This is a genomic window from Oceanimonas smirnovii ATCC BAA-899, assembly GCF_000381965.1.
Classification (GTDB): domain Bacteria; phylum Pseudomonadota; class Gammaproteobacteria; order Enterobacterales; family Aeromonadaceae; genus Oceanimonas; species Oceanimonas smirnovii.
Genome location: NZ_KB908462.1, coordinates 1 through 25,335, shown reverse-complemented (window position 1 = coordinate 25,335; position 25,335 = coordinate 1). Strand labels below are relative to the sequence as shown.

At 56.9% G+C, this 25,335-nt stretch carries 29 protein-coding genes and 1 tRNA gene; 16 read left to right on the top strand and 14 right to left on the bottom strand.

All coding sequences use genetic code 11. The features are described 5' to 3' along the window. Positions 1 to 38: 38 nt before the first annotated feature. The 3 genes from G364_RS0110540 (at position 39) to G364_RS0110530 (ending at position 2,459) form a co-directional block, all read left to right on the top strand. Entirely contained in the window at positions 39 to 1,310 is a 1,272-nt protein-coding gene (locus tag G364_RS0110540) for a sensor histidine kinase (protein ID WP_019935113.1), read from the top strand. Further along, positions 1,307 to 1,834, top strand: coding sequence for a response regulator transcription factor (locus G364_RS0110535; RefSeq protein ID WP_019935112.1), 528 nt, complete (start codon positions 1,307 to 1,309; stop codon positions 1,832 to 1,834). Before G364_RS0110540 ends, G364_RS0110535 begins: the two co-directional genes overlap by 4 nt. A gap of 136 nt (positions 1,835 to 1,970) precedes the next feature. Continuing rightward, on the top strand, positions 1,971 to 2,459 hold the full coding sequence (locus G364_RS0110530; RefSeq protein ID WP_019935111.1) for a copper chaperone PCu(A)C: 489 nt from the start codon (positions 1,971 to 1,973) through the stop codon (positions 2,457 to 2,459). 87 nt (positions 2,460 to 2,546) lie between these two features. On the opposite strand, the gene G364_RS0110525 is transcribed toward G364_RS0110530, so the two are convergent. The 6 genes from G364_RS0110525 to G364_RS0110500 all read right to left on the bottom strand — a co-directional run bounded on the left by G364_RS0110525 (position 2,547) and on the right by G364_RS0110500 (position 6,887). Then, positions 2,547 to 2,963: a CoA-binding protein gene (locus G364_RS0110525; protein ID WP_019935110.1), complete on the bottom strand. Its 417-nt coding sequence runs from the start codon at positions 2,961 to 2,963 to the stop codon at positions 2,547 to 2,549. A 30-nt stretch (positions 2,964 to 2,993) separates the two neighbouring features. After that, on the bottom strand, positions 2,994 to 3,839 hold the full coding sequence (locus G364_RS0110520; RefSeq protein ID WP_019935109.1) for a pirin family protein: 846 nt from the start codon (positions 3,837 to 3,839) through the stop codon (positions 2,994 to 2,996). A 12-nt stretch (positions 3,840 to 3,851) separates the two neighbouring features. After that, positions 3,852 to 4,838, bottom strand: coding sequence for a glutathione S-transferase family protein (locus tag G364_RS0110515; RefSeq protein ID WP_019935108.1), 987 nt, complete (start codon positions 4,836 to 4,838; stop codon positions 3,852 to 3,854). 208 nt (positions 4,839 to 5,046) lie between these two features. After that, positions 5,047 to 5,478 carry a thioredoxin TrxC gene (gene trxC, locus G364_RS0110510; protein WP_019935107.1) on the bottom strand — a complete coding sequence of 144 codons (432 nt, stop codon included), beginning with the start codon at positions 5,476 to 5,478 and terminating at the stop codon, positions 5,047 to 5,049. After that, on the bottom strand, positions 5,478 to 5,888 hold the full coding sequence (locus tag G364_RS0110505; RefSeq protein WP_019935106.1) for an META domain-containing protein: 411 nt from the start codon (positions 5,886 to 5,888) through the stop codon (positions 5,478 to 5,480). The genes trxC and G364_RS0110505 overlap by 1 nt, the downstream gene beginning before the upstream one ends. Before the next feature lie 9 nt (positions 5,889 to 5,897). Further along, positions 5,898 to 6,887, bottom strand: a complete 990-nt coding sequence (locus G364_RS0110500) for a 2-hydroxyacid dehydrogenase (protein ID WP_019935105.1) — start codon at positions 6,885 to 6,887, stop codon at positions 5,898 to 5,900. A gap of 124 nt (positions 6,888 to 7,011) precedes the next feature. On the opposite strand from G364_RS0110500, the gene G364_RS0110495 reads away from it, so the two are divergent. Both G364_RS0110495 and G364_RS0110490 read left to right on the top strand, forming a co-directional pair. Further along, a complete protein-coding gene (locus tag G364_RS0110495; RefSeq protein ID WP_019935104.1) occupies positions 7,012 to 7,713 on the top strand; it encodes an MOSC domain-containing protein in 702 nt (233 codons plus the stop codon). Between the two features lie 50 nt (positions 7,714 to 7,763). After that, positions 7,764 to 7,840 (top strand) — tRNA-Pro (locus G364_RS0110490). Positions 7,841 to 7,881: 41 nt separating this feature from the next. Here G364_RS0110490 and G364_RS0110485 read toward each other — a convergent pair. Beyond that, positions 7,882 to 8,097, bottom strand: coding sequence for an RNA-binding S4 domain-containing protein (locus tag G364_RS0110485; protein ID WP_019935103.1), 216 nt, complete (start codon positions 8,095 to 8,097; stop codon positions 7,882 to 7,884). A 280-nt stretch (positions 8,098 to 8,377) separates the two neighbouring features. Here G364_RS0110485 and G364_RS0110480 point away from each other — a divergent pair, with 280 nt between their 5' ends. Further along, positions 8,378 to 9,511: an aminotransferase class V-fold PLP-dependent enzyme gene (locus G364_RS0110480; RefSeq protein ID WP_019935102.1), complete on the top strand. Its 1,134-nt coding sequence runs from the start codon at positions 8,378 to 8,380 to the stop codon at positions 9,509 to 9,511. A 46-nt stretch (positions 9,512 to 9,557) separates the two neighbouring features. Here the strand turns inward: G364_RS0110480 and G364_RS0110475 are convergent, their stop codons facing one another. Next, positions 9,558 to 11,240 (bottom strand): methyl-accepting chemotaxis protein, encoded by a 1,683-nt coding sequence (locus tag G364_RS0110475; protein ID WP_019935101.1) that lies wholly within the window; start codon positions 11,238 to 11,240, stop codon positions 9,558 to 9,560. Positions 11,241 to 11,546: 306 nt separating this feature from the next. Between G364_RS0110475 and G364_RS0110470 the strand changes: the two genes are divergently transcribed. From G364_RS0110470 to rmuC, 3 genes are read left to right on the top strand one after another with little or no spacing between them, the layout of a single operon-like run. Continuing rightward, positions 11,547 to 12,437 (top strand): PfkB family carbohydrate kinase, encoded by an 891-nt coding sequence (locus G364_RS0110470; RefSeq protein WP_051089277.1) that lies wholly within the window; start codon positions 11,547 to 11,549, stop codon positions 12,435 to 12,437. Beyond that, positions 12,434 to 12,673, top strand: coding sequence for a hypothetical protein (locus G364_RS0110465; RefSeq protein WP_019935099.1), 240 nt, complete (start codon positions 12,434 to 12,436; stop codon positions 12,671 to 12,673). Before G364_RS0110470 ends, G364_RS0110465 begins: the two co-directional genes overlap by 4 nt. Next, entirely contained in the window at positions 12,670 to 14,022 is a 1,353-nt protein-coding gene (rmuC, locus tag G364_RS16495) for a DNA recombination protein RmuC (RefSeq protein WP_019935098.1), read from the top strand. The genes G364_RS0110465 and rmuC overlap by 4 nt, the downstream gene beginning before the upstream one ends. Here the strand turns inward: rmuC and trkA are convergent. The 4 genes from trkA to def are packed head-to-tail and all read right to left on the bottom strand — an operon-like array spanning position 14,017 to position 18,185. After that, positions 14,017 to 15,393, bottom strand: a complete 1,377-nt coding sequence (gene trkA, locus G364_RS0110455) for a Trk system potassium transporter TrkA (protein ID WP_019935097.1) — start codon at positions 15,391 to 15,393, stop codon at positions 14,017 to 14,019. The genes rmuC and trkA overlap by 6 nt on opposite strands. Beyond that, a complete protein-coding gene (rsmB, locus tag G364_RS0110450; RefSeq protein WP_019935096.1) occupies positions 15,390 to 16,685 on the bottom strand; it encodes a 16S rRNA (cytosine(967)-C(5))-methyltransferase RsmB in 1,296 nt (431 codons plus the stop codon). The genes trkA and rsmB overlap by 4 nt, the downstream gene beginning before the upstream one ends. Positions 16,686 to 16,710: 25 nt before the next feature. Further along, entirely contained in the window at positions 16,711 to 17,655 is a 945-nt protein-coding gene (fmt, locus tag G364_RS0110445; RefSeq protein WP_019935095.1) for a methionyl-tRNA formyltransferase, read from the bottom strand. A 20-nt stretch (positions 17,656 to 17,675) separates the two neighbouring features. Then, positions 17,676 to 18,185 (bottom strand): peptide deformylase, encoded by a 510-nt coding sequence (def, locus tag G364_RS0110440; RefSeq protein WP_019935094.1) that lies wholly within the window; start codon positions 18,183 to 18,185, stop codon positions 17,676 to 17,678. 90 nt (positions 18,186 to 18,275) lie between these two features. On the opposite strand from def, the gene dprA reads away from it, so the two are divergent. Genes dprA through hemF form a run of 5 tightly spaced genes read left to right on the top strand, consistent with a single transcriptional unit; the run spans position 18,276 to position 21,960 of the window. Next, positions 18,276 to 19,373 carry a DNA-processing protein DprA gene (gene dprA / locus G364_RS0110435; RefSeq protein ID WP_019935093.1) on the top strand — a complete coding sequence of 366 codons (1,098 nt, stop codon included), beginning with the start codon at positions 18,276 to 18,278 and terminating at the stop codon, positions 19,371 to 19,373. A 2-nt stretch (positions 19,374 to 19,375) separates the two neighbouring features. Then, positions 19,376 to 19,849 carry a DUF494 family protein gene (locus G364_RS0110430; RefSeq protein WP_019935092.1) on the top strand — a complete coding sequence of 158 codons (474 nt, stop codon included), beginning with the start codon at positions 19,376 to 19,378 and terminating at the stop codon, positions 19,847 to 19,849. Between the two features lie 49 nt (positions 19,850 to 19,898). Continuing rightward, the gene (locus G364_RS0110425) at positions 19,899 to 20,441 is read left to right on the top strand and encodes a DNA topoisomerase family protein (protein WP_019935091.1); all 543 of its coding nucleotides are present in this window, start codon (positions 19,899 to 19,901) and stop codon (positions 20,439 to 20,441) included. Positions 20,442 to 20,464: 23 nt separating this feature from the next. Next, a complete protein-coding gene (gene tsaC / locus G364_RS0110420) occupies positions 20,465 to 21,028 on the top strand; it encodes an L-threonylcarbamoyladenylate synthase type 1 TsaC (protein WP_019935090.1) in 564 nt (187 codons plus the stop codon). A 23-nt stretch (positions 21,029 to 21,051) separates the two neighbouring features. Further along, the gene (gene hemF / locus G364_RS0110415; RefSeq protein WP_019935089.1) at positions 21,052 to 21,960 is read left to right on the top strand and encodes an oxygen-dependent coproporphyrinogen oxidase; all 909 of its coding nucleotides are present in this window, start codon (positions 21,052 to 21,054) and stop codon (positions 21,958 to 21,960) included. On the opposite strand, the gene hdfR is transcribed toward hemF, so the two are convergent. Next, positions 21,957 to 22,811, bottom strand: a complete 855-nt coding sequence (gene hdfR, locus G364_RS0110410) for an HTH-type transcriptional regulator HdfR (RefSeq protein WP_026344843.1) — start codon at positions 22,809 to 22,811, stop codon at positions 21,957 to 21,959. The two genes, hemF and hdfR, sit on opposite strands and share 4 nt — an antisense overlap. Before the next feature lie 129 nt (positions 22,812 to 22,940). Here hdfR and aroE point away from each other — a divergent pair, with 129 nt between their 5' ends. Further along, positions 22,941 to 23,765 carry a shikimate dehydrogenase gene (gene aroE / locus G364_RS0110405; protein ID WP_019935087.1) on the top strand — a complete coding sequence of 275 codons (825 nt, stop codon included), beginning with the start codon at positions 22,941 to 22,943 and terminating at the stop codon, positions 23,763 to 23,765. After that, positions 23,762 to 24,022 carry a DUF1488 family protein gene (locus tag G364_RS0110400; RefSeq protein ID WP_019935086.1) on the top strand — a complete coding sequence of 87 codons (261 nt, stop codon included), beginning with the start codon at positions 23,762 to 23,764 and terminating at the stop codon, positions 24,020 to 24,022. Before aroE ends, G364_RS0110400 begins: the two co-directional genes overlap by 4 nt. Before the next feature lie 452 nt (positions 24,023 to 24,474). Here G364_RS0110400 and G364_RS0110395 read toward each other — a convergent pair whose 3' ends face one another. Further along, the gene (locus G364_RS0110395; RefSeq protein ID WP_026344842.1) at positions 24,475 to 25,011 is read right to left on the bottom strand and encodes a gamma carbonic anhydrase family protein; all 537 of its coding nucleotides are present in this window, start codon (positions 25,009 to 25,011) and stop codon (positions 24,475 to 24,477) included. Positions 25,012 to 25,335: the final 324 nt, after the last annotated feature.

The window sequence follows — 25,335 nt, the reverse complement described above, 5'->3', positions numbered from 1 at the left end:
GCTACCATGACGCTTTGTTTGTGTGTTGTTCCGCCGCCATGACCAGACCCCTTTCCGCCACTCTGCCATTGCTCGATCTGGATCGCGTGCTGCGTTTCAGCCTGTACAGTCGTTGGGTGTTTGTGGCTGTGCTGGGCACCAGCACTTTGGTGTTTTATCTGCTGCAACTCGGCTTGCCGCTGCTGCCGCTGGCATTGGCGGCGGCGGGTATGGCCGGGCTGAATCTCTGGCTGGCTCAGGCCGGGCAGAAAGGACGACCGGCGCAGAGGCTGCTGCAACAAGGTCTGCTGCTGGATGTGCTGGCGCTGGGACTGGTGCTGGGGCTGACCGGTGGTGCCAGCAACCCGCTGGCGGTGCTGTTTTTGCTGCCGCTGGTGATGGCTGCACTGGTGTGTTCAGCGCGCTTTGCCTGGGGGCTTACGGGTATCGCCACCGCCTTTTATCTGCTGCTGTTTTTCTGGCATGTGCCGCTGCCGGCGGGGGAGCACGCTGGTCACGGCGACCACGAGGCCCTGTTCAATCTGCATCTGGCAGGCATGTGGCTGACCTTTGCTTTGTCAGCTGGCTTGATCACCACCTGTGTATCCCGGCTGGTGCGTATTCTCGGCGAGCGGGAGCGGCGGCTCAATCAGGCCTATCAGCGTCAGGACACCGACGAGCGGCTGCTGGTGCTGGCGATGGAGGCGGCAAGCCTGACTCACCAGCTATCCACGCCTCTCAACAACCTGTTTCTGCTTAACGAAGAGCTGCGCGAGACTCCCGATCTGCCTGAAGAAGTGCAGGAAGATCTGCAACTGGCTCACACTCAGTTGCAGCAATGCGCCGATATTCTGAGCCGGCTTAAGTCTCAGAGTCAGGTAGAGCAAGAACCGGTACGGTTGTATCACACGCTTGGGGAGCGGCTGGCTCAGTGGCAGAATCTGCGACCGGAAGTGCGGGTAGACTGGCAGCGACCGGTAGCGGAACAGGACCCTAGGGTGCGGCTCAGCCCGTTGTTCTGGCCGGCGCTGTTTAATATTCTTAATAACGCCGCCGATGCCGGGGAAGGCCGTATTGAGCTGCATACGCATTTTCATCACAACGGCGACTGGGAGCTGGGCGTACATAACCGCAGCGGCGTGCTGAGCGAGGCCCAGTTGCGCCGGGCCGGACTGGATCAGTTTGATTCGGGCAAACCCGCCGGTCTCGGGCTCGGAGTCTGGCTGTCTCACGCGACTCTGTCGCGGCTGAACGGCCGGCTGGAACTCAGTAATCACGCCGAAGGCGGCGTCTATGCCCGCATTTTGCTGCCTCTGGAGCCGAGCGCATGACAGACTTTTTGCTGGTGGATGACAACGAAACCTTTGCCCGCCTGTTGTGCCGGGGCTTTAAACGTCGCGGGTTGAATCTGGAATGGGCGGCCACCGGCGACGAGGCGCTGGCGCTGCCGGCCCGCTTTCAGGGCATTTTGCTGGATCTGAACCTGAATGGCGAAAGCGGCCTGCAACTGCTGCCGGAGCTGGTGGCGGCTCAGCCTCGAGCGCGTATTGTGGTGCTCACCGGTTATGCCAGCATCAGTACCGCCATTGCCGCCATCAAACTGGGTGCGGTGCAGTACCTGCCCAAACCGGCAGAAATTGACGCCATTCTTGCCGCGTTTGAAGAAGATGATGCCGAGCAGACCGCGGGCCTGAGTATCGAGGAGGAATCCCCGTCGCTCAAACGTCATCAGTGGGAATATGTGCAGTTTGTATTGCAGCAGCACGATGGCAATATTTCGGCCACTGCCCGCGCCCTGGGCATGCACCGGCGTACTCTGCAGCGCATGCTGCAAAAGCACGCTGTCAGTCGTTAACCGCTGCGACAATGTGCCGCATGGTGCAACGAGTCACTTTTTTCTACTATAAACGGGACTCATCTTTCACTACCCGTGCAACGGATTCCGGCGGTGCCAACCAGTGCCGCTCTTTTTTATTTTAAGGAGTGAAAACATGAAGCTAATGCGTAGTGCCCTTGCCTCTTTGTTGCTGCTGAGCGCCACTGGTGTTGTAGCTCACGAATATGAGCAGGGCGGCCTGCATATTGATCACCCGTGGAGTCGTCCGGCCCCGCCCATGGCGGTCAACGGCAGCGCCTATCTGGTGATAAATAACCATGGCAACACCGATGATGTGCTGCTGAGCGCCGAGAGTCCGGTATCCGAGCGAGTGGAGATCCATACCCATGTGATGGACGGTGACATGATGAGAATGCGCCAGCTCGACAACCTGCCGGTGCCGGCAGGTGAGGCTGTCACCCTGGCCCCGGGCGGCCATCACCTGATGCTGATGGGGCTGAAACAGGCACCCAAGGAAGGCGACCGCTTTCCTCTGATCCTGAACTTTGAGCAGGCCGGTGAGGTGGAAGTAGAAATATCCGTGGACACCACTGCGCCCGAGCCAGTGAAGATGGCCCACGATGAAGGGCATCACCACCACTAAGTTTCAAAAGGGGCCAGGATGGCCCCTTTATTATTGCAAAGGTGCTAACAAGGAGAGTAAAGGGAGCGGCTACAGACGACTTTTTCCTTACCCCAGCAATTCCCGGTGCACTACCTTGATGCAGCTGTCTTCCACATATTCCAGCTCGGCCTCGGCGGCTGCCTCTGCCGCTGAGTGGCTGGTAATGCCTTCCTGCAGCCACAGGCATAGCGCTTCGTGCTCAATGGCTTCATCGGCAATATCAGCGGCATATTCGCCCCGGCGAAACACGTTCACCAGTTGCACCGGCTCATCCAGATCCTCCAGGCCCGAGACACAGGTCTCCCCCAGAATAACAGCACCGGCCAGCTGCGGATTAACCGGAAACACCCGGTAGCCTTGCTGTTGCAGATATTCCATTACCTGATAACTGGCCCGTTCGGGGCGGTTTGAGGCACCCACCACAGCAATATTGTGAGTGTTTGAAAGAATCGTTTTCAGTCGTTGCTGTTCAGATGCTTCCATGATGATTTCCTGCTGAGTTTAAAAAGGCAGTTATACCAGTTTGCCTGCCCGGTAATCCATCATCGCCTGTTCAATTTCTGCTTGTGTGTTCATCACAAAAGGGCCGTACTGCACTACGGGCTCATGAAGCGGCCGTCCTGCCAGCAGCAGTGCTCTGCCTCCGCTGCTGCCTGCCGTCAGTATAAGGTGGTCTCCTGCACTCAGAACAGCGCTTTGCCTTGCAGGCAAAGCCTGCTCATTGACCCTGATATCGCCTTCAAAGGCATATAACAGCGCGTTTAGCTCCTTTGTCAGGGGCAGTGTCAGCGGCTGTTCGGGAGCAAGATGAATATCGGCAATAAGCGGCTGAGTATGCTCGCTGCGGATGGGCCCTGTCCAGATTTGATCTGCCAGGCGCAGTTCTCCAGCCAGCAGCACCAGTTTGCCATTGTCTGCAAGGGGAATGCGCGGCAGCTGATCAGCAGGAATATCCTGGTAACGGGCCGGTTGCATTTTGAGTGCTGCCGGCAGATTGAGCCAGATTTGAAACCCCTGCATGCGACCGGCTTCCTGCTGGGGCATTTCTGAGTGGATTACCCCACGGCCAGCCGTCATCCATTGTACGTCACCGGGACGCAGATGACCTTGGTTACCCATATGATCCCGGTGCAACATGTGGCCGTCCAGCATATAGGTAATGGTTTCAAACCCCCGATGCGGATGATCGGGAAAGCCGGCAATGTAGTCGGCGGCCTCATCAGAAACGAAGTGATCCATCATCAGAAAGGGATCCATGCGTTGATGCTGATGCTGCCCCAGTACCCGGCGCAGGCGCACACCGGCACCATCCTGAGTATCCAGCGGCGGATAAAGTGTGGTGATGGTTCTTGCTGTCATATAGGTCGCTCCTTACAAAAAACGCCCGGCCCGATCATGGGGTTGCCACCAGTCCTGTTGCGGCCCCGCCGAAATAATACCGCTGGGGTTAATGGTTGAGTGGCTGCAGAAATAGTGATGGCGAATATGATCCATATTGACGGTGTCAGCGATGCCCGTTTGCTGATAGAGGTCTCTTAATAAACCATAAAGATTGTGATAATCACTGATACGCCTGCGATCACACTTGAAGTGAGTGTGATAGACCGCATCAAAGCGAACCAGGGTAGTCCACAACCGAATGTCGGCTTCGGTAAGCCGGTTGCCCAGCAGCCAGCGCCGGGTGTTCAGGTGTTGTTCCAGCCGATCAAGCGTCGCGAACAGCGGCTCAATGGCCTCGTCGTAGGCGGCCTGACTGGTGGCAAAACCGGCCTTGTATACGCCGTTATTAACCGTATCGTAAATAGTGCTATTGAGCTGCTCTATTTGTTCCTGCAGCTCAGCCGGATAGTAGTTGCCGGCGTGGGCACCGACCTTGTCAAAGGCGCTGTTGAACATCCGTACTATATCTGCCGACTCGTTACTGACAATGGTCTGGCGTTGTTTGTCCCACAGAATGGGTACGGTCACCCGGCCCGAATAGTGCGGGTCAGCCTGTGTGTAAAGCTGGTGCAGGTAGTTGTGCCCGTAAAGCTGGTCGCCGGTGGTATCGTCAAAGCCGGTGTCAAAGGTCCAGCCGTGCTCTTGCATTAACGGATGTACCACAGAGATGGTAATCAGATCCTCAAGGCCTTTGAGCTTGCGCATAATCAGGGTGCGGTGAGCCCAGGGGCAGGCGAGCGATACATAAAGATGGTAGCGGTCCGGCTCGGCAGCAAAACCGCCGTCACCTGTGGGGCCTGGGCTGCCATCGGCCGTCACCCAGTTGCGGTAGCGGCTTTCACTGCGCTCAAAGCGGCCTTTATTCTTGTCGGTGTTATACCAGACATCATGCCATACCCCTTCTATCAGCTTGCCCATGGCTTGCCTCCGTTAACGATAAACCTGGGTTCAGTATGGAAGCCGGTATGTCTTTCATAAAGCGGGAATATTCGAGCCGACTATTCAAAAAATGTGAATGATATTCACATGGAAATGCCTGAAACGTGTTGTGAAGTTGGCGTGTTAAACAATTTGATGCCGGAATCAAAGACAGTACGGCACTGACTCAGCAGTGCCGGAACTGTCATCAATAAAACTGACGTAACCACTGATTCAGCTGGCCAGCGGGCAGGGCACCGGACTGGCGGGCAATTTCCTTTCCGTTTTTAAACACGATCAGGGTGGGAATGGAGCGAATGCCAAAACGGGCTGCGGCCTGCTGATGCTCCTCGGTGTTCAGCTTGGCCAGGCGCAAACGGCCGGCAAGCTCACCGGCGGCAGCTTCAAATATGGGGGCCATCATTTTGCAGGGGCCGCACCAGGGGGCCCAGAAGTCCAGCACTAACGGCAGGCTTTCGTTTACCAGCAAGCGCTCCAGAGCCGGGCCATCCAGCTCAAGCGCTGTCGCTGGTGTCAGCTCAGCTTTGCACTTGCCACATTTCGGGGCCTGTTGCAGCCGCGCTGCCGGCACCCGGTTGCGTGCCGAACAGGCCGGACATACCAGGAACTGTTCGCTCATTATTTCATCCAGTCGGCCAGTTGGTAGGTCAGGGTATATTCTTCGCCTTTCAGGATGAGTTGCTGGCTGTCTTGAATCACGGTAGCTCCCTTGTTCAGGGTGTTGAGCACGGCAATCTCTACTTTCTGGGCATCCGGTGAGCAAGCCATCTGTGTGGTGGCCAGGGGTTCTGCCTTGAGCACGCCCTGCTTCAGAGTGGCGCTGCCAAAGAAACGGTTACAGCCGGCCTGGCCGTTAATGGAGAAGTGCTCTCCGATTTCCAGCTCTGATTTGATATCGGCACCAACGGCTTCACCGTTAACGGCGGTCAGATTCCAGTGATGATGCTGCAGGTCGGACTCGACCACTTTCAGACCGCCGCTGCAGGCAGTGAGTAACAGAGCGGTGGTAGCGGCAAAAGCGAGTTTCATAAGTGCTCCTTAATTAATTTTGTTATGACAGGGCAGACTATCGGCGAGACACTGCAGATTGTCGAGAGTCACCTCAGCGATAGCAGACAGAGCTTCATTTGTTAAGAAAGCCTGATGTCCAGTGAGAATGACGTTAGGATAGGCGGAAAGCAAGTGGAAGATCTCGTCTTGTATTATCTGACAGGATTTGTCTTCAAAAAACAGGTGATCTTCTTCTTCGTATACATCCAGCCCCAGATGACCAATTTTACCAGTGTTAATGGCATCAATGGCGTCTCTGGCATTCAGCAGTCCGCCCCGGCTGGTGTTGATGATCATGACGCCATGCTTCATCTGCGCAAAGCTGTGGCGGTTAAGCAGATGATAGTTGTCAGGCGTCAGCGGACAGTGCAGGCTGATCACGTCCGACTCGGCAAACAGCCGCTCAAGCGGCGCATATTCTGCTCCCATGGCCAGCACGGCGTCATCCTGAACAGGATCATGTACCAGTAACTTCATGCCCAGCCCTTTCAGAATGCGCAGCGTTGCCAGGCCGATTTTTCCCGCGCCGATAATACCGGCGGTTTTACCATGCATATTGAAGCCAACCATGCCGTTAAGGGAAAAGTTGGCATCACGGGTGCGTTGATAGGCCTTGTGAATATGGCGGTTAAGCGTGAGCATCAGCCCTACTGTGTGTTCGGCCACGGCTTCAGGAGAGTAGGCCGGTACCCGCACCACATTCATGCCCGCCCGGTTAGCAGCGTCCAGGTCTACATTGTTGTAGCCGGCGCAGCGCAGGGCAATGTGCCTGACGCCGCCTTCAGCCAGCAGTCTGATAACATCGGCGTTAAGGTGATCGTTTACAAACACGCAGACAGCATCAAACCCCTGGCCAAGCAAGGCGGTTGTATCGTTCAGGGCAACATCAAACCAGGTAATGTTAAAACCGTGCCTGTGGTTATGCTCGGTAAACGCGGCCTGCATATAGGGACGGTTGCTGAAAAAAGCGATATTCATCTAAGAGGCGGCTCCCTTGCCTGAGTATGTAACGATTATTGGTATGGTCCGCCTGTTTTTTCAAGCTTGCCGGCCATAGTAAAAAGTGATTTTATGTGAGGCCACTGTCACAACGGGAGCTTTCATGTTTGTTACCCTGCTTACCGGCAGCGCCGGTCAACTGACGCCGGACATTACCAGCGCCATTGACAAACAGCCGGTCAGTGCGGCCCTGTTCTGCAGCCGCACCGGACTGAAAGGAGACGAGCAGGTATCTACCCGCTTTCATGGCGGACCCGAGCGGGCGTTGCATTATTATCCGGCGGAGCATTACCCGGTGTGGCACCAGTGGTTCGAGGGTATGGGGCTGACCGACAGCCGCGAGCGGCTGGTCCCCGGGGCGTTTGGCGAGAACCTGTCCGGCACCGGACTGACGGAAGACAACGCCTGCATTGGTGATGTGTTTCGGCTGGGGGACGCCCTGGTGCAAATCAGCCAGCCACGCTCGCCCTGTTATAAACTCAATGCCCGTTTTGGACATGACTTTTTCTCGGTACTGGTGCAGGCCAACGGCCGTACCGGCTGGCTGCTGCGGGTGCTGGAAGAAGGTATGGTACCGCCGGCTGCGAATATTGAACTGGTGGAGCGGCCTTGTCCGGGCATGCCGGTCAGGCGAGCCGGTGATATTGTGTTCAACCGCGGTTTTGATGCTGATGGATTGCGGGAGCTGGCCGGGCTTGAACACTTATCCCCCAACTGGCGCAAAAAAGCGGCAGATTATCTGGCGGCAGGCCGGGTGGATGACTGGACTCTGCGCTTATTGGGGCCAAAAGCGACGCAAAGCTAAAAAAGGGCTTGCAAGGGAACCGCGGTTTCGGTACATTCTCGCTCCGTTAACGGCATGTAGCGCAGCCTGGTAGCGCACTTCGTTCGGGACGAAGGGGTCGGAGGTTCGAATCCTCTCATGCCGACCAGATTCAATAAAAAAGCCTCGCAGCAATGCGAGGCTTTTTTGTTATCGGCTGACCGTGACGGTCTGGCCGTTAAAGTGAACTTCCTGTCCGGCTGTTATCTTGCAACGCTTGCGCACTTCTACCTGGCCATTTACGGTCACGGCACCCTCATCAATCACCGCTTTGGCCATGGCACCCGAGTCGCACCAGCCCAGTACTTTCAGCAGGTTGCACAGGGGAATAAAATCATTGCCTTCCAGGCAGAATGTTTCGTTCATTGAGTGTCTCTTTGGTGGTGGTTTGAATTGCGTTAAGTAGTAAAAATAGTTTTAAATTTTACAATTTTAGTTAATTCTTGGTTTTATCAATTGTTTCTTTGCTGTTTTGTCCGGTTCTGGGCATTATAAACGGTTTGGACCACGCCATTTGCTGTGTTGTTATCTTCTCATGATTTGACGCTGCCCCTGGAGGCAAGACTGTGCCATTCTGAGTCCTGTGATGCTTGGCGATGTGTGTGCGTCCCTGTGTTTAAGTCAGTTACGTTATCAAGAGGTGATTATGTCCGGATTGCTGCCCAATATCGACCCTGATGGTCTGCTGGAATATTCCGTGGTTTATACCGACCGTGCGCTGAACCATATGTCCGGCCGCTTTCAGCAAGTGATGAAAGACATCTCTGCCAGTCTGAAAGAGCTCTATCACGCTCATTCCACCGTGATTGTTCCCGGCAGTGGTACTTACGGCATGGAAGCGGTAGCCCGGCAGTTTGCCAGTAACAAGCACTGTCTGGTGGTGCGTAATGGTTGGTTCAGCTATCGCTGGAGTCAGATCTTTGAAGCCGGCAGCATTCCCGCATCCGAAACCGTGCTCAAGGCCCGCACCATTGAGGATGGCCCTCAGGCCGCCATGGCTCCCGCACCCATTGAGGAAGTGGTCGCCGCCATTCGTGAGCAAAAGCCCGATATGGTGTTTGCTGCTCATGTAGAAACCGCTGCCGGCATTATGCTGCCCGACGACTATATTCGCGCCATGGCTGAAGCGGTGCATGAGGTGGGCGGTTTGCTGGTGATTGACTGCATTGCTTCCGGCACCATCTGGGTAGATATGGAAGCCTGCGGCGTAGATATTCTGCTGAGCGCACCGCAAAAGGGCTGGAGCAGCTCACCCTGCTGTGGCCTGGTGATGCTGAGCAAACTGGCCCGGGAGCGCATTGAGCACACTCAAAGCTCCAGCTTTGCCATTGATCTGAAAAAATGGCTGCAGATCATGGAAACCTATGAGCAGGGCGGCCATGCCTATCACGCCACCATGCCTACCGATGCACTCACCATGTTCCGCGATACCATTACAGAAAGCCGTGAGTTTGGCTTTGCGCTGATGAAACAGCGTCAGCAGGAGCTGGGCGATAAAATTCGTGCAGCTTTGTCTTCCCGTGGCATCAAGAGTGTGGCGGCCAGCGGCTTTGCTGCTCCGGGTGTGGTGGTGTGTTATACCGACGACGCCGGCATCAAGAGCGGCAGCAAGTTTGCCGCCGAAGGCCTGCAAATTGCCTCGGGCGTGCCACTGGCCTGTGACGAGCCCGCTGATTTTCAGACCTTCCGGCTGGGCCTGTTTGGTCTCGACAAACTGAAAAACGTGGACCGCACTGTGGCCACCTTTGAAGCCGCACTGGATAAGGTGCTGCAGAACTGACATTCACCCCCATAAAAAACGCCGCTCAACCGAGCGGCGTTTTTGTTCAGGCCTGAGCCTCTGTTAATAAGGCCGGCTCCTGCCGGGGCTTGTCGGGCGCGGTTCGCTCAAGCTGAAACCGGGCAATTTGCTGAGTCAGCTGATGAGACGACTCATGTACCCGCTCACTGCTTTCCGAAATCAGATCCGCGACCTGCAGCGCCTCTCTGGAGCCTTCGTTAATATTGAGCAGGTTGCGGTTAATTTCTTCCGCTACTGCCGACTGCTCTTCCGACGCAGTGGCAATCTGGGCATTCATATCGTTAATGCTCTGCACTTCCGTCAGGATCTGCTCCAGGTCCCGGCCGGCGGCACGCACCACATCCATGCTGATGGCAGCCTGTTCCTGGCTGTTGGTCATGTGTTCCGATACGGTGCCGGCATGGCTTTGCAGTTGCTGGATCATACGCTGAATCTCACCGGTAGATTCCTGAGTACGCAGTGCCAGGGAGCGAACCTCATCGGCTACCACGGCAAAGCCCCGGCCTGATTCGCCGGCCCGGGCGGCTTCAATGGCGGCGTTCAGTGCCAGCAGGTTGGTCTGCTCGGAGATATTGCGGATCACTTCCACCACAGAGTCAATCTGACGGGTCTGGCTTTCCAGCTCTTCCATGGCCTGGCCCGCTTCACCCACTGAGTCGGCCAGCTGCTGCATACTGCTGATGCTGCGGTTAACATCCTCATGGCCCATGCTGGCTTCCTGATTGGCTTTTTCTGCCGCTGCGGACGCATCGCTGGCATGACGGGCCACTTCGTGCACGGTGGCATTCATTTCGTTCATCGCAGTGGCGACCTGATCTACCTCATTGAACTGATTTTGCATGCTGGCGCGGGTTTGCCGGCTTTTTACACTCAGCCCTTCGGCTTCACCATCCAGCAGATTGGCGGCTTCCCGCACCTGAGCCAGCAGGGTGCATAATTGCTCACCCATGGTATCCACGCCGCGAGAAAGCTGGCCGATTTCATCGGTGCGGGTTGCACCGGTGCGGGCAGCCAGATCGCCCTGCCCAAAGCGAGCGATCACTTCCTGCACGCGGGCAACCGAAAAGGTAAGGGTGCGAGTAATAATCATGATTAATACCAGTGCCACCAGAACCACCATAACGGTCAGTGCCAATGATTTGCTCGCCTGCTGCCAGAACAGTTCGTTAACGTCGCTGAGATAAACGCCGCTGCCAATCACCCATCCCCAGGGAGCAAAACCCTGCACGTAAGAGACTTTTTGCTGAGGACTGTCAAACTGAGGGCCGATATAGGTGTATTCTACGAAGCCTGCGCCGCTGTCCTTGACGCTGTTTACCATGGCCTGCCAGTGATAATGGCCATCAGCATCAGTGACCTGGGTCATATCGCGCCCTTCTTCGTCGGGCTTGAGGGGATGCATCACCAGCCGGTGCTGCATGTCGTTGATCCACATGTAACCACCATCGCCATAACGCATGGCGCGAACGGCTTCCAGTGCCAGCTCGCGGCTGCGGCTGTCACCGAGCCGCTGGCGTTGTTCGTAATAGTGGTTAACCAGAGACGTGGCTGTTTCAACCTGCTCTCGTACCTTTTCCTGACGTGCCTTGAGCAGTTCAATATGAAGGCCGGTCATGGCAGAAATCTGAACCAGTATTAATCCGATAAACAGCGTAATGACCATGACCATCAGTTTGTTGCGCAAACTGAGGTTATTAAAAAATTGCATATCCATCCTCGAGGGCTCTGAGGGTGGCTTGTGAGCCTGTGGCTGCCTGCGGTGGCATATTCGACAACAGGCTAAAGCGTCCCATGCTTATTGATATTGGTGTTAATACGGCCTTCACCTTCATGACCGTTGCAGCAGCATAGCAGTAATACACTGACAAAAGGTAGCCTTATGGGTCTTTGAATCTTGACCTGTATCAAGCGTCGGGCAAACAGAGGCTGGTGCCGGCAGGGAGGTGAGCGGTAAGATGCGGGCCTGCTGAATAAAGGAGTGCCCGTGGCGAAAGCAAAAACAGAAACCAAAACCATGGTATTGCTGGCTAACCTGAACTGTGATCATGTGCTGCAGCTGGAAGCGCCGCTGGTTGCCGGCAGTCGCCTGAATTACCGGGACGGCGGTCGTCGCCTGGGAGGCGGAGCCGCCAACACCGGCACTGGCCTGTGCTGGGCCGGCCACAGAGTGCTGCCGGTAACCCGGCTGGGCAATGATGACACCGGTGACTGGCTGCTGCAGCAGGCAAGAGAGCTGGGGCTTAACACGGATTATATCGAGCGCTTTGAGGGCAGCACCGGTGAGCTGCTGGTGCTGGTAGACAGCCGGGGTGAGCGCACCATACTGCGTCAGGCCCGGCCGCCGGCCTTGCCTGTATGTTTGCCTCAGGAGCCGGTAGATTGCCTTTACGTCAATACCGACGGCGAGCAGGCAGCAGATTATATGATGGCCATGAACCCGCACAGCCTGGTGATCAGTCAGTATCCTGCCGGTGGTCGCTGGTTACGTCCCTGCCGCATTATGATTGCCTCTGCCGCTGACGTGGGGACGCTGTCGGATCCTTGGCAGCATGCCAGACAGCTGGCCGGTGATTCGCTGGAGTGGCTGGTGCTTACCCACGGTGAGCGGGGTGCCGAGGCCATTTCTGCCGGGCAGCGGCTGTATGTGCCGGCTCCGGCAGTGACGCCGGTGGATGCCACCGGCGCAGGTGATGCCTTTGCCGGCGGACTTATTCATGGTCTGTGCTCAGGCTGGCCAATGGCCGAGGCACTGGCAGAAGCCGGCAACTGGGCAGCCTGCACTCTGACATCGGCCTCGTCCATTCCTTCGCCCCAGTTGCTCCGGTATCTGGCCGGTGAGCTGAAATTCTCCATGAGCACTGATAAGCTCAGCCTGATCCAAGCCTGCGGAGAGCAACCTGAGTGAATGACAGCTTTATAATCAAGCTACTGACTATCACCTGGCGCTGGTCGGTATTTCTGATGTTTCCTGTACTGATATTTGGTTATGTAGAACTGACCGGCCTGTCGTTAAGTGAGTTCGATACCGGCGTAAACCACCATAAATGGCTTCTGGTTTCTCTGTATTTTTTATATGTGTTGCTGTGGTGGCGGCTTAATCTTCGCGTGATGGACCTGATAGTGCGCCGGAGATGGCGATGACGGAGTGGCTGCCCACCTACTGGCCGCTGGGGCTGGCGGCACTGTCTGCCCTGGCTGGCTGGGGGCTGGCCCGCATCACTCTTGGCGTGCGGCTGCAGCTGACGGCTCAGCAGGGCGAACACTGGCAGCAGGCCCTGACCGAGCGCAGCGCCGAATTACAGGACACGCGCCAGCGACTGGAGCAACAGCAGCAGCTGGTGCTGAAAATGAACGGCCGGCTCAAGGAGTACGAAACCCTGCTGCGTCAGGAGCGGCAGTGGGCAGCAGATAAACAGGCTCAGTTTGAAGACAGTGAAGCCCGCCTGCAGCAGCAGTTCGAAAATCTGGCCCAGCGCATTTTCGAGCAGAAAACCCATAACCTGCGGGAGCTGAACCAGCATAGCCTGGACACCCTGCTGGGGCCGCTGCGCGAGCAGCTGGAAGGCTTTCGCCGAAATATGCAGGAAACCTATGCTGACGAAAGCCGCCAGCGCCACAGCCTGAAGTTTGAGATTGAACGGCTGGCTGAGCTGCATAAACAGATGAGTGCCGACACCAGCGCCCTGACCCGCGCCCTGAAAGGAGACAGCAAGCAGCAGGGCAACTGGGGCGAAGTGGTATTGTCACGAGTGCTGTCCGAGTCGGGCCTGCGGGAAGGCCATGAATACAGCACCCAGCAAAGCCTGAGCAACGCCGACGGCAAGCGTTATCAGCCCGATGTGATAGTGCACCTGCCCCAGGACAAGGACATTATCATCGACGCCAAGGTATCACTTACCGCCTATGAGCGTTATTTCAACGGTGAAACTCAGGGCGAACGCGAGCAGGCACTGCGGGAGCATGTTGCCTCTGTGCGGGGCCATATTCGTGAGCTGGGGCGCAAGGATTATCATCAGCTGCAGGGGGTGCGCACCCTGGACTATGTGCTCATGTTTGTGGCGGTAGAGCCGGCGTTTCTGGTGGCGGTAGAGCACGAGCCAGCACTGGTGAAATATGCCCTTGACCATAATATTCTGCTGGTCAGCCCCACTAACCTGCTGGTGGCGCTGCGTACCATAGAGAACCTGTGGCGGGTAGAGCGGCAGAATCAGAATGCCCGGCGCATTGCCGAGTCGGCGGGCAAGCTCTATGAAAAATTGCGGCTGTTTACCGAAGACATGGAGGCGGTGGGGGGCTCACTGCGCCGTGCCGATGACAGCTATCAGCGTGCCATGAAGCGTTTGTGCCAGGGCCGGGGTAATCTGGTGCGCCAGGCGGAGGCCTTTCGCGAGCTGGGAGTGGAAGTGACCAAGCCCTTGCCTGAGCACCTGCAGGAGCAAAGCCGGATCACCGAAGAGCCGGCGCTGGAGTCAGTGCCAAAGGAGTTATAAAAAGAAGGGGCTGGGCTGAAACAGCCGCTCCACCTCGGGAATAAACTTTTTGTCGACCAGAAACAGCACCACATGGTCATTTTGTTCGATGACGGTTTTATCGTGGCCAATCAAGACTTCTTCGCCCCGTACTATGGCCCCTATGGTGGTGCCCGGCGGCAGCTTGAGATCGCCCACCATGCGGCCCACCACTCTGGAAGTGCTGCTGTCGCCATGGGCAATGGCCTCTATGGCTTCGGCAGCCCCCCGGCGCAGGGAATAGACGTTGACGATGTCGGCCCGGCGCACATGGGTCAGCAGGGCCGAAATGGTGGCCTGCTGGGGCGAGATGGCCACGTCTATGGTGCCGCCCTGCACCAGATCCACATAGGCACCGCGCTGAATAAGCACCATCACCTTGCGGGCACCCATTTTCTTGGCGAGCATGGCCGACATTATGTTGGCTTCGTCCTGGTTGGTGACCGCAATAAAAACGTCGACCTGATCGATATGCTCTTCAATCAGCAGCTCCTGATCCGAAGCATCACCACAAAACACCATGGTGTGCTCCAGCATTTCCGACAGCTGTTCAGCCCGCTTGGGGCTGTGTTCGATCAGCTTGACTGAATATTGTCGCTCCAGCCGGCTGGCAAGCCCTGCTCCTATATTGCCACCACCCACTATCATGATGCGCTTATAGTCACTTTCCAGCCGTTGCAGCTCAGACATCACCGCGCGAATATGGCCGCTGGCAGCGACAAAAAAGACTTCATCGTCCGCCTCGATAATGGTGGTACCCTGCGGGCGTATGGGCCTGTCCTGGCGAAAAATGGCCGCCACCCGGGTATCTATGCTGGGCATGTGATCCCGCAGAGTAGAGAGCGCATTGCCCACCAGAGGGCCGCCATAATAAGCCTTGATGGCCACCAGACCCACCTTGCCTTCGGCAAAGTCCACCACCTGCAGGGCACCGGGATACTGAATCAGCCGGTAAATATATTCGGTCACCAGCTGCTCGGGAGCGATCAGGCTATCTACCGGAATGGCCTCGTTCATAAACAGCCGCTCCCGCTCCGCCAGAAACTCCGGTGAGCGAATACGGGCCACCTTGTTGGGCGTGTTGAACAGGGAATAGGCCACCTGACAGGCAATCATATTGGTTTCGTCGCTGTTGGTGACCGCCACCAGCATGTCGGCATCCTGAGCACCGGCTTCCCGCAGCACCGACGGATAGGCACCATGGCCATTGACGACCCGCAGATCATATTTGTCCTGCAGCTCGCGCAGCCGTTCCGTGTTGGTGTCGACCAGGGTGATGTCGTTATTTTCACCCACCAGGTTTTCTGCCAGCGTGCCGCCTACCTGGCCGGCCCCCAGAATGATGATTTTCATGCCTGTTTCGCTATTTTGGCGTAATAGAAACCGTCCCGTCCGTGTTCATCCGGCAGCAGCTGCCAGCCCGGTTGCTGCGGCGTATCGCCATCATGCAGGGGCTGCAGCAAGGCGTCGGGCGTGCGGGCCAGAAAAGCCTTTACCTGCTCGCGGTTTTCGTCCGGTAATACCGAGCAGGTGGCATAGAGCAGCATACCGCCGGGTTTCAGTTGCTGCCACTGGGCATCCAGAATTTGCGACTGCAGCGCCGCCAGCTGGGCGATGTCTTCGGGCCGGCGCAGCCATTTGATATCAGGGTGGCGACGGATCACGCCGGTGGCGGAGCAGGGCGCATCAAGCAGAATGCGATCAAATTGCGGCCCTTGCCACCAGTCCTGCGGCCTGGCGGCATCGCCCTGCAGCACGGTGGCCTCAAGGCCGATGCGGTCCAGGTTCTGATGCACCCGCTCCAGCCGGTCGGCGTCCATATCAATGGCCACCAGCTGCTTCAGCGCCGGCTGGCGCTCCAGAATATGGGCGGTTTTACCACCGGGGGCGGCACAGGCGTCAAGGATCAGCTCACCGGGCTGCGGATCGAGCAGTTGCGCGGCCATCTGGGCAGCGGCATCCTGCACCGAACAATGGCCCTCGCTGAAACCGGGCAGGGTGGTAACATCCACCGGCCGGCCCAGCCGCAGCGCCTGGGCGGCCAGCGGGTCGGCACTGGCCTCAATGCCCTGCTCCGCCAGCAGCGCCATATACTGGTCGCGGCTGTGGTGGGTCTCGTTCACTCGAATCCACATGGGCGGGTGGCAGTTATTGGCGGCCATAATGGCCTGCCACTGCTCGGGATAGGCCTGCTGCAGCCGTTTCATCAGCCAGTTGGGGTGGGCCTGACGCAGCTGAGGCAGGGCATCCACCTTTTCTTCCAGCTCCTGCTGCCGGCGCTGCACATTGCGCAGCACGCCGTTGACCAGCCCCTTGAACGGATCGGCCTTGAGCCGTTTGCAGGCGGCCACGGTTTCGGCCAGCGCTGCATGAGGCGGTACCCGGGTATAGAGCAGCTGATACAGCCCCACCAGCAGCAGGGCATGCACCGGCTGGTATTTGCCCTTGAGCGGCTTGTCGAGCAGTTGCTTGGCCATGGCGTCGAGCCGGCTGTACCAGCGCAGTGTGCCAAAGCACAGCTCCTGCAGCAGGGCGCGATCCTTGGCGGCCACCTCCTGCTGATAGCGGGGCAGCAGGGCAGACAGGGACTGACCCTGATTGATCACCCGGTGAACAATATTGGCCGCGGCGGCGCGAGTTTTCATGGCGTTCTCTTGTGGTTGGCGAACATCAGTACAGCTGGCTGCCCGGAGTGAACCAGTCTTTACGGGCATTGAGCAAATCCTGGCAGCTCATGGCTTTTTTGCCCGGGGGCTGCAGGCTGAGCAGGCGCAGCACACCCTGGCCGGTGGCCACGTCTATGCCGGCTTTACCAGCGGCCAGAATGGTGCCGGGAGCGGCATCGGTGCCTTGATCCAGTACTTGCGTCTGCCACAGTTTGATATTGTGCTCCGCCACCATAAAGTAGCTGACCGGCCAGGGGTTAAAGGCGCGCACGCAGCGCTCCAGTTGCCCGGCAGGCAGGCTCCAGTCAATGCGGGCTTCTTCCTTGCTGAGCTTTTCGGCATAGCTGGCTCCGGCATCGTTCTGCGGCTCGGCGTTGGCGCTGCCACTTTCCAGCTGGCCAAGGGTGTGCAGCAGCGCCTGCGGGCCCAGCTCTGCCAGTTTTTCATAGAGGCTGGCAGAGGTGTCGCCGGCCTCGATGGGCAGGCTGGCCTTGTGCAGCATGGCACCGGTATCCAAACCCTTGTCCATCTGCATGATGGTCACGCCGGTGTTGGCATCGCCGGCCCAGATGGCACGCTGAATGGGGGCGGCACCACGCCAGCGGGGCAGCAGGGAGCCATGCACGTTAATGCAGCCCAGGCGCGGCGTATCGAGCACCACTTGCGGCAGGATCAGGCCGTAGGCCACCACCACCATCAGATCGGCACCCAGGGCGGCCAGCTCGGCCTGGGCGGTTTCGTCACGCAGGCTCTGGGGTTGATACACAGGCAGCCCGGCCTGCTCGGCGGTCACCTTGACCGGGCTTGGGGTCAGCTTTTTGCCCCGGCCCGCAGGGCGGTCTGGCTGAGTGTAAACGGCAATGACATTGTGGCCGGCATCCAGCAGCGCCTGCAGATGGCGGGCGGCAAAGTCGGGCGTGCCGGCAAAAACCAGATTGAGTTTGCTCAAGAAAAATCCTTAGCGATGAATCAGCGCTGTTCCTGACGGGCCATTTTTTCCATTTTCTGACGAATGCGCTGGCGCTTGAGCGGAGACAGGTAATCCACAAACAGTTTGCCTTGCAGGTGATCCATTTCATGCTGAATGCAGATGGCCAGCAGATCGTCCGCTTCCAGCTCAAAGGTCTCGCCGTGTCTGTCTTGCGCACGAATTTTTACTTTTTCGGCCCGGGGTACCAGAGCGCGGGCACCGGGCACCGACAGGCAGCCTTCTTCAATGCCGGTGCTGCCGTGGCTTTCCAGAATTTCCGGATTGATCAGCACCAGGGGGTGCTCCCGGTCTTCGGACACGTCGATCACAATAAGACGCTGATGAATATCCACCTGAGTGGCGGCCAGACCGATGCCTTCTTCGGCATACATGGTCTCAAACATATCATCTACAATGGTCTGTAACTCGGGAGTAAAGGCGTCTACCGGCCTGGCGACGGTTCTGAGGCGTTCATCGGGAAAGCGCAATACTTCTAAAACTTTGGCCATAACGAGATTCATTTCCTGTATTAGGTTCTGTCAGTATTTTAGCCATTTGCAACACAAAAATCAGCAACAGTCGGCAGCAGGCAGAGGAAGATGACCAACACAGACCTTGATGCTCACGCTTTATTACCCTGGCTGGCCCTGCAGCAGGCCAAGGGCCTGGGCCCGGTGCGCGGCTGGAAACTGTGGCAAAAACTGCAGGAAAATTGCTGCCGGGCGGAATATTTGCGCGAAACCGGCCTGGATGACTCCATTCTCACTCATCTGCTGACGCCTCAGCATGCCCTGCTGGAACGAGTGCTGGCGTGGCTGAATGATGGCCCCGAGCGCCATTTGCTGACGCGCGCCGATCCACGCTACCCCGAGCAACTCAATCGGGTTTCTGCCGCGCCCTTACTGTTATTTGTAGAAGGGGATCCGGCGGTGCTGACACTGCCCCAGCTGGCGGTGGTGGGCAGCCGGCATCCTTCCTATGTGGGCAAGGAGAACACTCGCCAGCTTATTCCGCCTCTGGTTGAAGCGGGGCTGGCCATTACCTCCGGACTTGCCATGGGGATTGATGGTCTGGCTCATCAGGCCGCCCTGAATGCCGGCGGTACCACGCTGGCGGTGTTTGGCTCCGGGCTGGCCCAGTGCCATCCCAAACGGCATCTGCGGCTGGCTCGTCACATCGTGGAGTGTGGTGGTGTCATTATGTCTGAATGTTACCCCTGGGAAAAACCACAGGCATTTCTGTTTCCGAGACGAAACCGCATTATCAGCGGTCTTGCTCTTGGGGTGCTGGTCATGGAAGCGGCTGAGCGCAGTGGCTCGCTGATTACTGCCCGCTTTGCCCTGGAGCAGAATCGAGAGGTATTTGCCGTGCCCGGTGCCCGGCAAAACCCGCAGGCGACAGGCTGTAACCGGTTAATACAGCAGGGGGCCAAGCTGGTGGAAGAGGCCAATGACGTACTGGAAGAGCTGGCGGGCTTCTCTGCGGCAGCGGTCAAAATTCACGATGCTGCCACGGAGCAATTATTGCCTTATCCGGACTTGTTGGATAACGTAGGTTTAGAGGCAACGGCACTGGATATTATTGCAGAACGTTGCCAGCAGCCGGTGCATCAGGTGTTAACCCGGTTGGTCGAGCTGGAATTGGCCGGCTGGGTGGAATCCGTGCCCGGGGGTTATGTCAGAGCGAGGAGGAGCTGATCATGTTCGAAGTACTGATGTACTTGTTCGAGACCTACATCCATGCAGATGTAGACACCATGGTGGATCAGGATGAACTCGCTGAAGAACTGACTGACGCGGGCTTCAACAAGGAAGAGATCCTCAAGGCGCTGGCCTGGCTGGAACGCCTGGCTGCACTGCAGGAAGCAGAAGAGCCGCCGGCCTGGGCCTGCTCTGCTCCCGATTCATTCCGCATCTATACACCGGAAGAGCTGTATAAGCTCGACACCGAAGGGCGTGGTTTTTTGTTGTTCCTTGAGCAAATCAAGGTGCTGAATGCCGAAACCCGCGAAATTGTGATTGACCGGGTAATGGAGCTGGACTCGCCGGTGATTGAACTCGATGACCTCAAGTGGGTAGTGCTGATGGTGCTGTTCAATGTGCCCGGGAGTGAGTCGGCTTATCACGAGCTGGAAGATCTGCTGTTTGAACAACCTGACGGAGCGGTTCACTGATCCCGGCCGCGCTGGTAGACTTCACAGCCAGTGAATTCGGAGGCGCGGCATGTCGAAAATCGATACCAGTCTGTTCAGTGGCCAGCATTCAGGCCCGGCCGAAGAGGCTTGCCCGGCTTGTGGCAAACCTCTGCAGTTGCGCCATGGCAAGCATGGTGCCTTTCTTGGCTGTTCAGCCTATCCCGGTTGTGACTATCTGAGGCCGCTCAAGGTCATTGAGCACGATGAAGACGTGGAAAAACTGCTGAAAGGCAGTACCTGCCCGCTGTGTGGTCATACCCTGGCCATTCGCAAGGGGCGCTACGGACTTTTTATTGGCTGCTCTCACTATCCCGAGTGTCATTATGTGGCTGATATCAACGATCAGGGCAACAGCGATCCTGCCTGTCCGGTGTGCGAAAAAGGTCATCTGGTGGCTCGTACCTCCCGTTACGGCAAGCGCTTTTATGCCTGCGATGCTTACCCGGGCTGCCGCTATATTGTTAACGACAAACCGGTAGCCAAACCCTGCCCGGAGTGCGGTTTTGGTATTCTTACCGAGCGCAAGGGCCGGCTTTGTTGCCCGAAAAAAGGCTGTGGTTACCAGCAATAAACATCTTCAGGAATTTCGTTTTCATGACTCAGCAAGCTTTCTTTACGGCCGTTGAACAGCTGCAACAGGGCGGTGTCATCGGTTATGCCACGGAAGCGGTATTTGGTATTGGGTGTGATCCCGATAATGGTGATGCAGTACAAAGAGTGCTGGCCATCAAGGAGCGCCCGGTCGACAAGGGGCTGGTACTAATCGCCGCCGATGTCAGTCAGCTGTTGCCTTATCTGGATCTGACCCGGCTGCCCGAAGGCCGGCTGGAGGTGATTCTGGCAAGCTGGCCCGGGCCCTATACCTGGATTATTCCGGCGCGCCCTGAAGTGCCCGAATGGCTTAAAGGCCGGTTCGATTCGTTGGCGGTGCGGGTCACCGATCATCCTCAGGCCCACGATCTCTGCCTGGCCTATGGCAAGCCGCTGGTGTCGACCAGTGCCAATAAGAGCGGTGAAGAGCCTGCCCGCAGTGCTGCCGAGCTGGCTGACCGGCTGGGCAATGAGCTCGACTATATTCTGCCCGGCGATACCGGCGGCCGGGCTAACCCGTCGCTGATTCGCGATGGCATTACCGGCGCTGTATTACGCCCGGCCTGACTGTTTATCAACAAGGAATTATCATGAGTAGCAAACCGGATACGTCGGCCGTAAAGGCATTTTTACTGGCACTGCAGGACAATATCTGCCGGCAGCTGGAACAGGCCGACGGCAGCGGCCGTTTTATTGAAGACAGCTGGACCCGGGAAGAAGGCGGCGGTGGCCGCAGTCGGGTACTGCGCAATGGTACCGTAATCGAGCAGGGTGGCGTGAACTTCTCTCATGTATACGGTGCTGCCATGCCGGCGTCGGCCACAGCGCACCGCCCGGAGCTGGCGGGCCGCTCTTTTGAGGCCATGGGGGTGTCGCTGGTGATCCATCCGCACAACCCTCATGTGCCCACCAGTCATGCCAATGTGCGTTTCTTTATTGCCGAAAAAGAAGGGGCCGAACCGGTGTGGTGGTTTGGTGGTGGTTTTGATCTGACGCCGTTTTATCCGGTGGAAGAAGACTGCCGGCACTGGCATCAAGTATCCAAGGATTTGTGTGAACCCTTTGGTGAGGATGTCTATCCCAAATACAAGGAATGGTGTGACCGCTATTTCTACCTCAAGCACAGGAATGAAACCCGGGGCGTGGGCGGGCTTTTCTTTGATGATCTGAATGAATGGCCTTTTGAGCGGTGCTTTGCCTTTATGAAAGCAGTGGGTGAGGGCTACCTGGATGCTTATCTGCCGATTATCGCGCGCCGTAAAGATACCCCCTATGGTGAGGATGAGCGTCAGTTCCAGCTGTATCGCCGGGGCCGCTACGTCGAGTTCAACCTGGTATATGACAGAGGTACTTTGTTCGGACTACAGACCGGCGGCCGTACCGAGTCTATTCTGATGTCGATGCCGCCGCTGGCCCGGTGGGAATATGACTGGCAGCCAGAAGCCGGCTCCAGAGAGGCACGGCTGCAGGCGTTTCTGGTGCCGCGTAGCTGGGTTTAAGTACGGCCGGACTCGGTGCCAAATAGCTCTATCACCTTGTCAATTAATGCCTGGCGCTCACCGCCGGGCAAAAAAGCCGCATAGACTTCCCGACTGATGGTGGGAGCCTCTTCCACCAGAAACAGCCGTTCCTGATCCTGGTATTGACGGATCATGGAACTGGGTAAAAAGGCACTGCCGCCGTGATGCAGCAGATATTCCAGCGCAATGCGTACTGAACCAGTATGCAGCAACGGAGGCGTGGCGGTATTGAACAGTTTGGCGTGCTGAGTATTAAAGGCGGTGCCCCAGTCGATACGAATGTAATCCTGAGCCATGGCCCGGCTGGCATCCAAACCTGGATAAGTGGAGACCAGCTGCAGATCCATGGTGTGGGTAGCAATATGGCGTACGCCCTCAATACGGGCTGGATCCGTAAGAAAGGCCAGATCCAGAGTGCGGCTCAGCAGCGCCCGGGTCATTTGCTCCGGAGTGCGAATATCGGCTCGTAATGATAATGCCGGCAGCTCACAATAAAGCCGGTGCAAACCGTCTTGCAGGTAGGCGTCCCACAGGTTAGCGGTGCCTGCCACTGCCAGCTGCTGAGTTTGCCGTTCGCTTAAAGCTACCTCGTGCTGGGCCCGGGCCCAGGCCAGCAGCATGGATTCTGCATGAGGGATAAGTGCTTCACCTGATGAGGTCAGCTGAATATTGTTGCGCAACCGGGTGAAGAGGGTGACGCCCAGCTGGCTTTCAAGCTGGCGAATGCGAAAGCTGACCGCAGACGGCGTCAGGTACAGGTGCTCTGCTGCCTTGCCAAAGTGACGGGTACGTGACACTTCCAGAAAGGTTTTTAAAAGTTCGGTATCCAAGGCCAACCACAATTATTTTGTTCGTTAGCGCAAAATCTATTCGTTTTGGCGGCTAATGCAACCAAAAAAATGCCTTTGATGGCAATATAATTTCTATCTCCTTTAAATTCAGTAGCAGTGAGAAGCATCATGGACAGATACGTCGTTACCGGTAATCCCATCGCTCACAGTCAGTCACCCTTTATTCATCAGGCATTTGCCGATCAAACCGGTCAGCAAATCAGCTACGAGAGGCTATTGTTGCCACTGGATGGTTTTGCTCAGGGAATAGCGGATTTCGTAAAGCAGGGGGGACTTGGCTGCAATGTGACTGTTCCTTTTAAAACCGATGCGCTGGCGGTAGCCGATGAGCTGAGTGAGCGTGCCAGTCTGGCAGAAGCGGTTAATACTCTTAAAGTAATGAGCGATGGCCGGTTATTTGCCGATAATACCGACGGGGCCGGCCTGGTCATGGATTTAAAACGACTGGGCGTACCGCTGACGGATAAACGCATTTTGCTGCTGGGCGCGGGCGGAGCAGCCCGGGGAGTGATGGGCCCGTTGCTGGCGGAGCAGCCGGCCATGCTGGTGGTGACCAATCGCACGCGGGCACGGGCCGATGAACTGGCCAGCCGCTTTGCCAGCCTGGGACCGGTCAGCAGCCAGCCGCTTGATGCCTTGCAGGGATCCTTTGATCTGATTATTAACAGCACTTCTGCCAGTTTGCAGGGAGAGCGGCTGACCTTGCCTGCCAGCCTTTGCCATTCCGGCACCCATGTCTACGATATGATGTATGGGCGGGAAGAAACTCCCTTTATGTGCTGGGCGGCGGAGCAGGGCGTCAGTCATCGTTATGATGGCCTGGGCATGCTGGTAGGACAGGCGGCAGAAAGCTTTTATCTCTGGCGTGGTGTGCGCCCGAATATGGCACCGGTACTGCAGGCACTCAGGACCAGACTGGAGCAGGCACAATGAATCAGGACATTATTGTCGGCGACGAAGTTTACTGGCAGCCCGAAGAACAACGGCTGGCCTTCAGTGCTCACTGGCAGGGCAGGCAGGTATTCTGTTTTATCACTCAGCACCGGCTGGAGCACCTGGCGGGTCAGCAGTTACCCGATGAGGCCAGTGCCATGCTGGCCTTTGAGCAGGTGCGCTTTGATATTGAAGAGCTGGTGTGCGAGCGCATCGAAGAAGAAGCCTTTGCACCGGACGGCAGCATCAGCCTGTAGGGCTTGTATCTTGGTCAAGAGCCGGCAGAGAGGGCGCTACGCGAAGCATCAGTGCGGTTGCACTCCGCCGACACGCTTCACTTATTGCCACTCACTAAAAAAGCCTGTTGCGAACATAGTTAATGTTCGGTCAGGCTTTTTTAATTCGTCATGGCGAGCAAAGCTCGCCCCATGAACGCTCGAAAATGCCATCCCTGGCATTTAATGGTCGGCTACGGCAATCTCCACTGCTACTTCGGGCAACATCGGCATTATCTGCATACAATCAGTCAGCGTCAGGCGTGCAGAGGAGGGCAAAGGGTGTCTGCTTCGCCGTGCCCTTCGCGTCAGGGATGACGCGACGGAGCGTACATGGAGGTATTCACAGCGTGCCGGCGAAGTAGTGCGCTTTGAGCGACGATAGTGCACTGCTCTGCAGACGATGATATTTGTGACCGAGATTTGTCTGTTGATTACCTCTGCTGGAGATATTCATCCTTCAGGCGTACATAGTTGTCGGCTGAGGCGGGCAAAAATGCCTTTTCTTCCTCGGTCAGCGGGCGCGCCTGACGCACCGGTGAGCCGACATATAAAAAACCTGTCTTCAGTCGCTTGCCCGGCGGCACCAGACTGCCGGCACCGATAATCACATCGTCTTCAACGATGGCACCATCCAGAATAATGGCACCCATGCCCACCAGTACCCGATTACCGATGGTGCAGGCGTGCAACATGGCCTTGTGACCAACCGTTACGTCATCCCCGATCAGCAACGGCAGGCCGTCGGGGCGGGAATCACTTTGGCGGGTGACGTGCAGCACGCTGCCATCCTGAATATTGGTACGGGCACCGATGCGAATGTGGTTCACATCGCCCCGGGCGGCAACCAGAGGCCAGATGCTGCTGTCGTTACCCAGAATAATGTCGCCGTAAAGCACGGCAGATTCTTCCACAAACACGCGCTCGCCCAGCGTTGGAACGATTCCCTGGTATGCCTTTAATGATTTCATGCCTTCATCTCTTTATTGGGGGCTGACAGGGCAATATAGTACCGAAACCCAGATAAAAGTGCAGGATCTGTGTATAACTCTGTGGCTAACATGTGGTTTTGCTGGGTTAATAAGCGTTCGGCGCTAAAAGCCGTATTTTTGTCAAAAAAGCCCTTGCGCAAAAATCGCGGCTCCCTATAATGCGCATCCACTGACACGGGGCAAGCGGCCTACGGTCACAAACGTTGAAAGACAACAAAATAAAGTTTGATTCAACGCTTGACGAACACCAAGAGTTGCGTAGAATACGCAGCCCTGACCAGCGAAAGCGGTCACGCTCTTTAA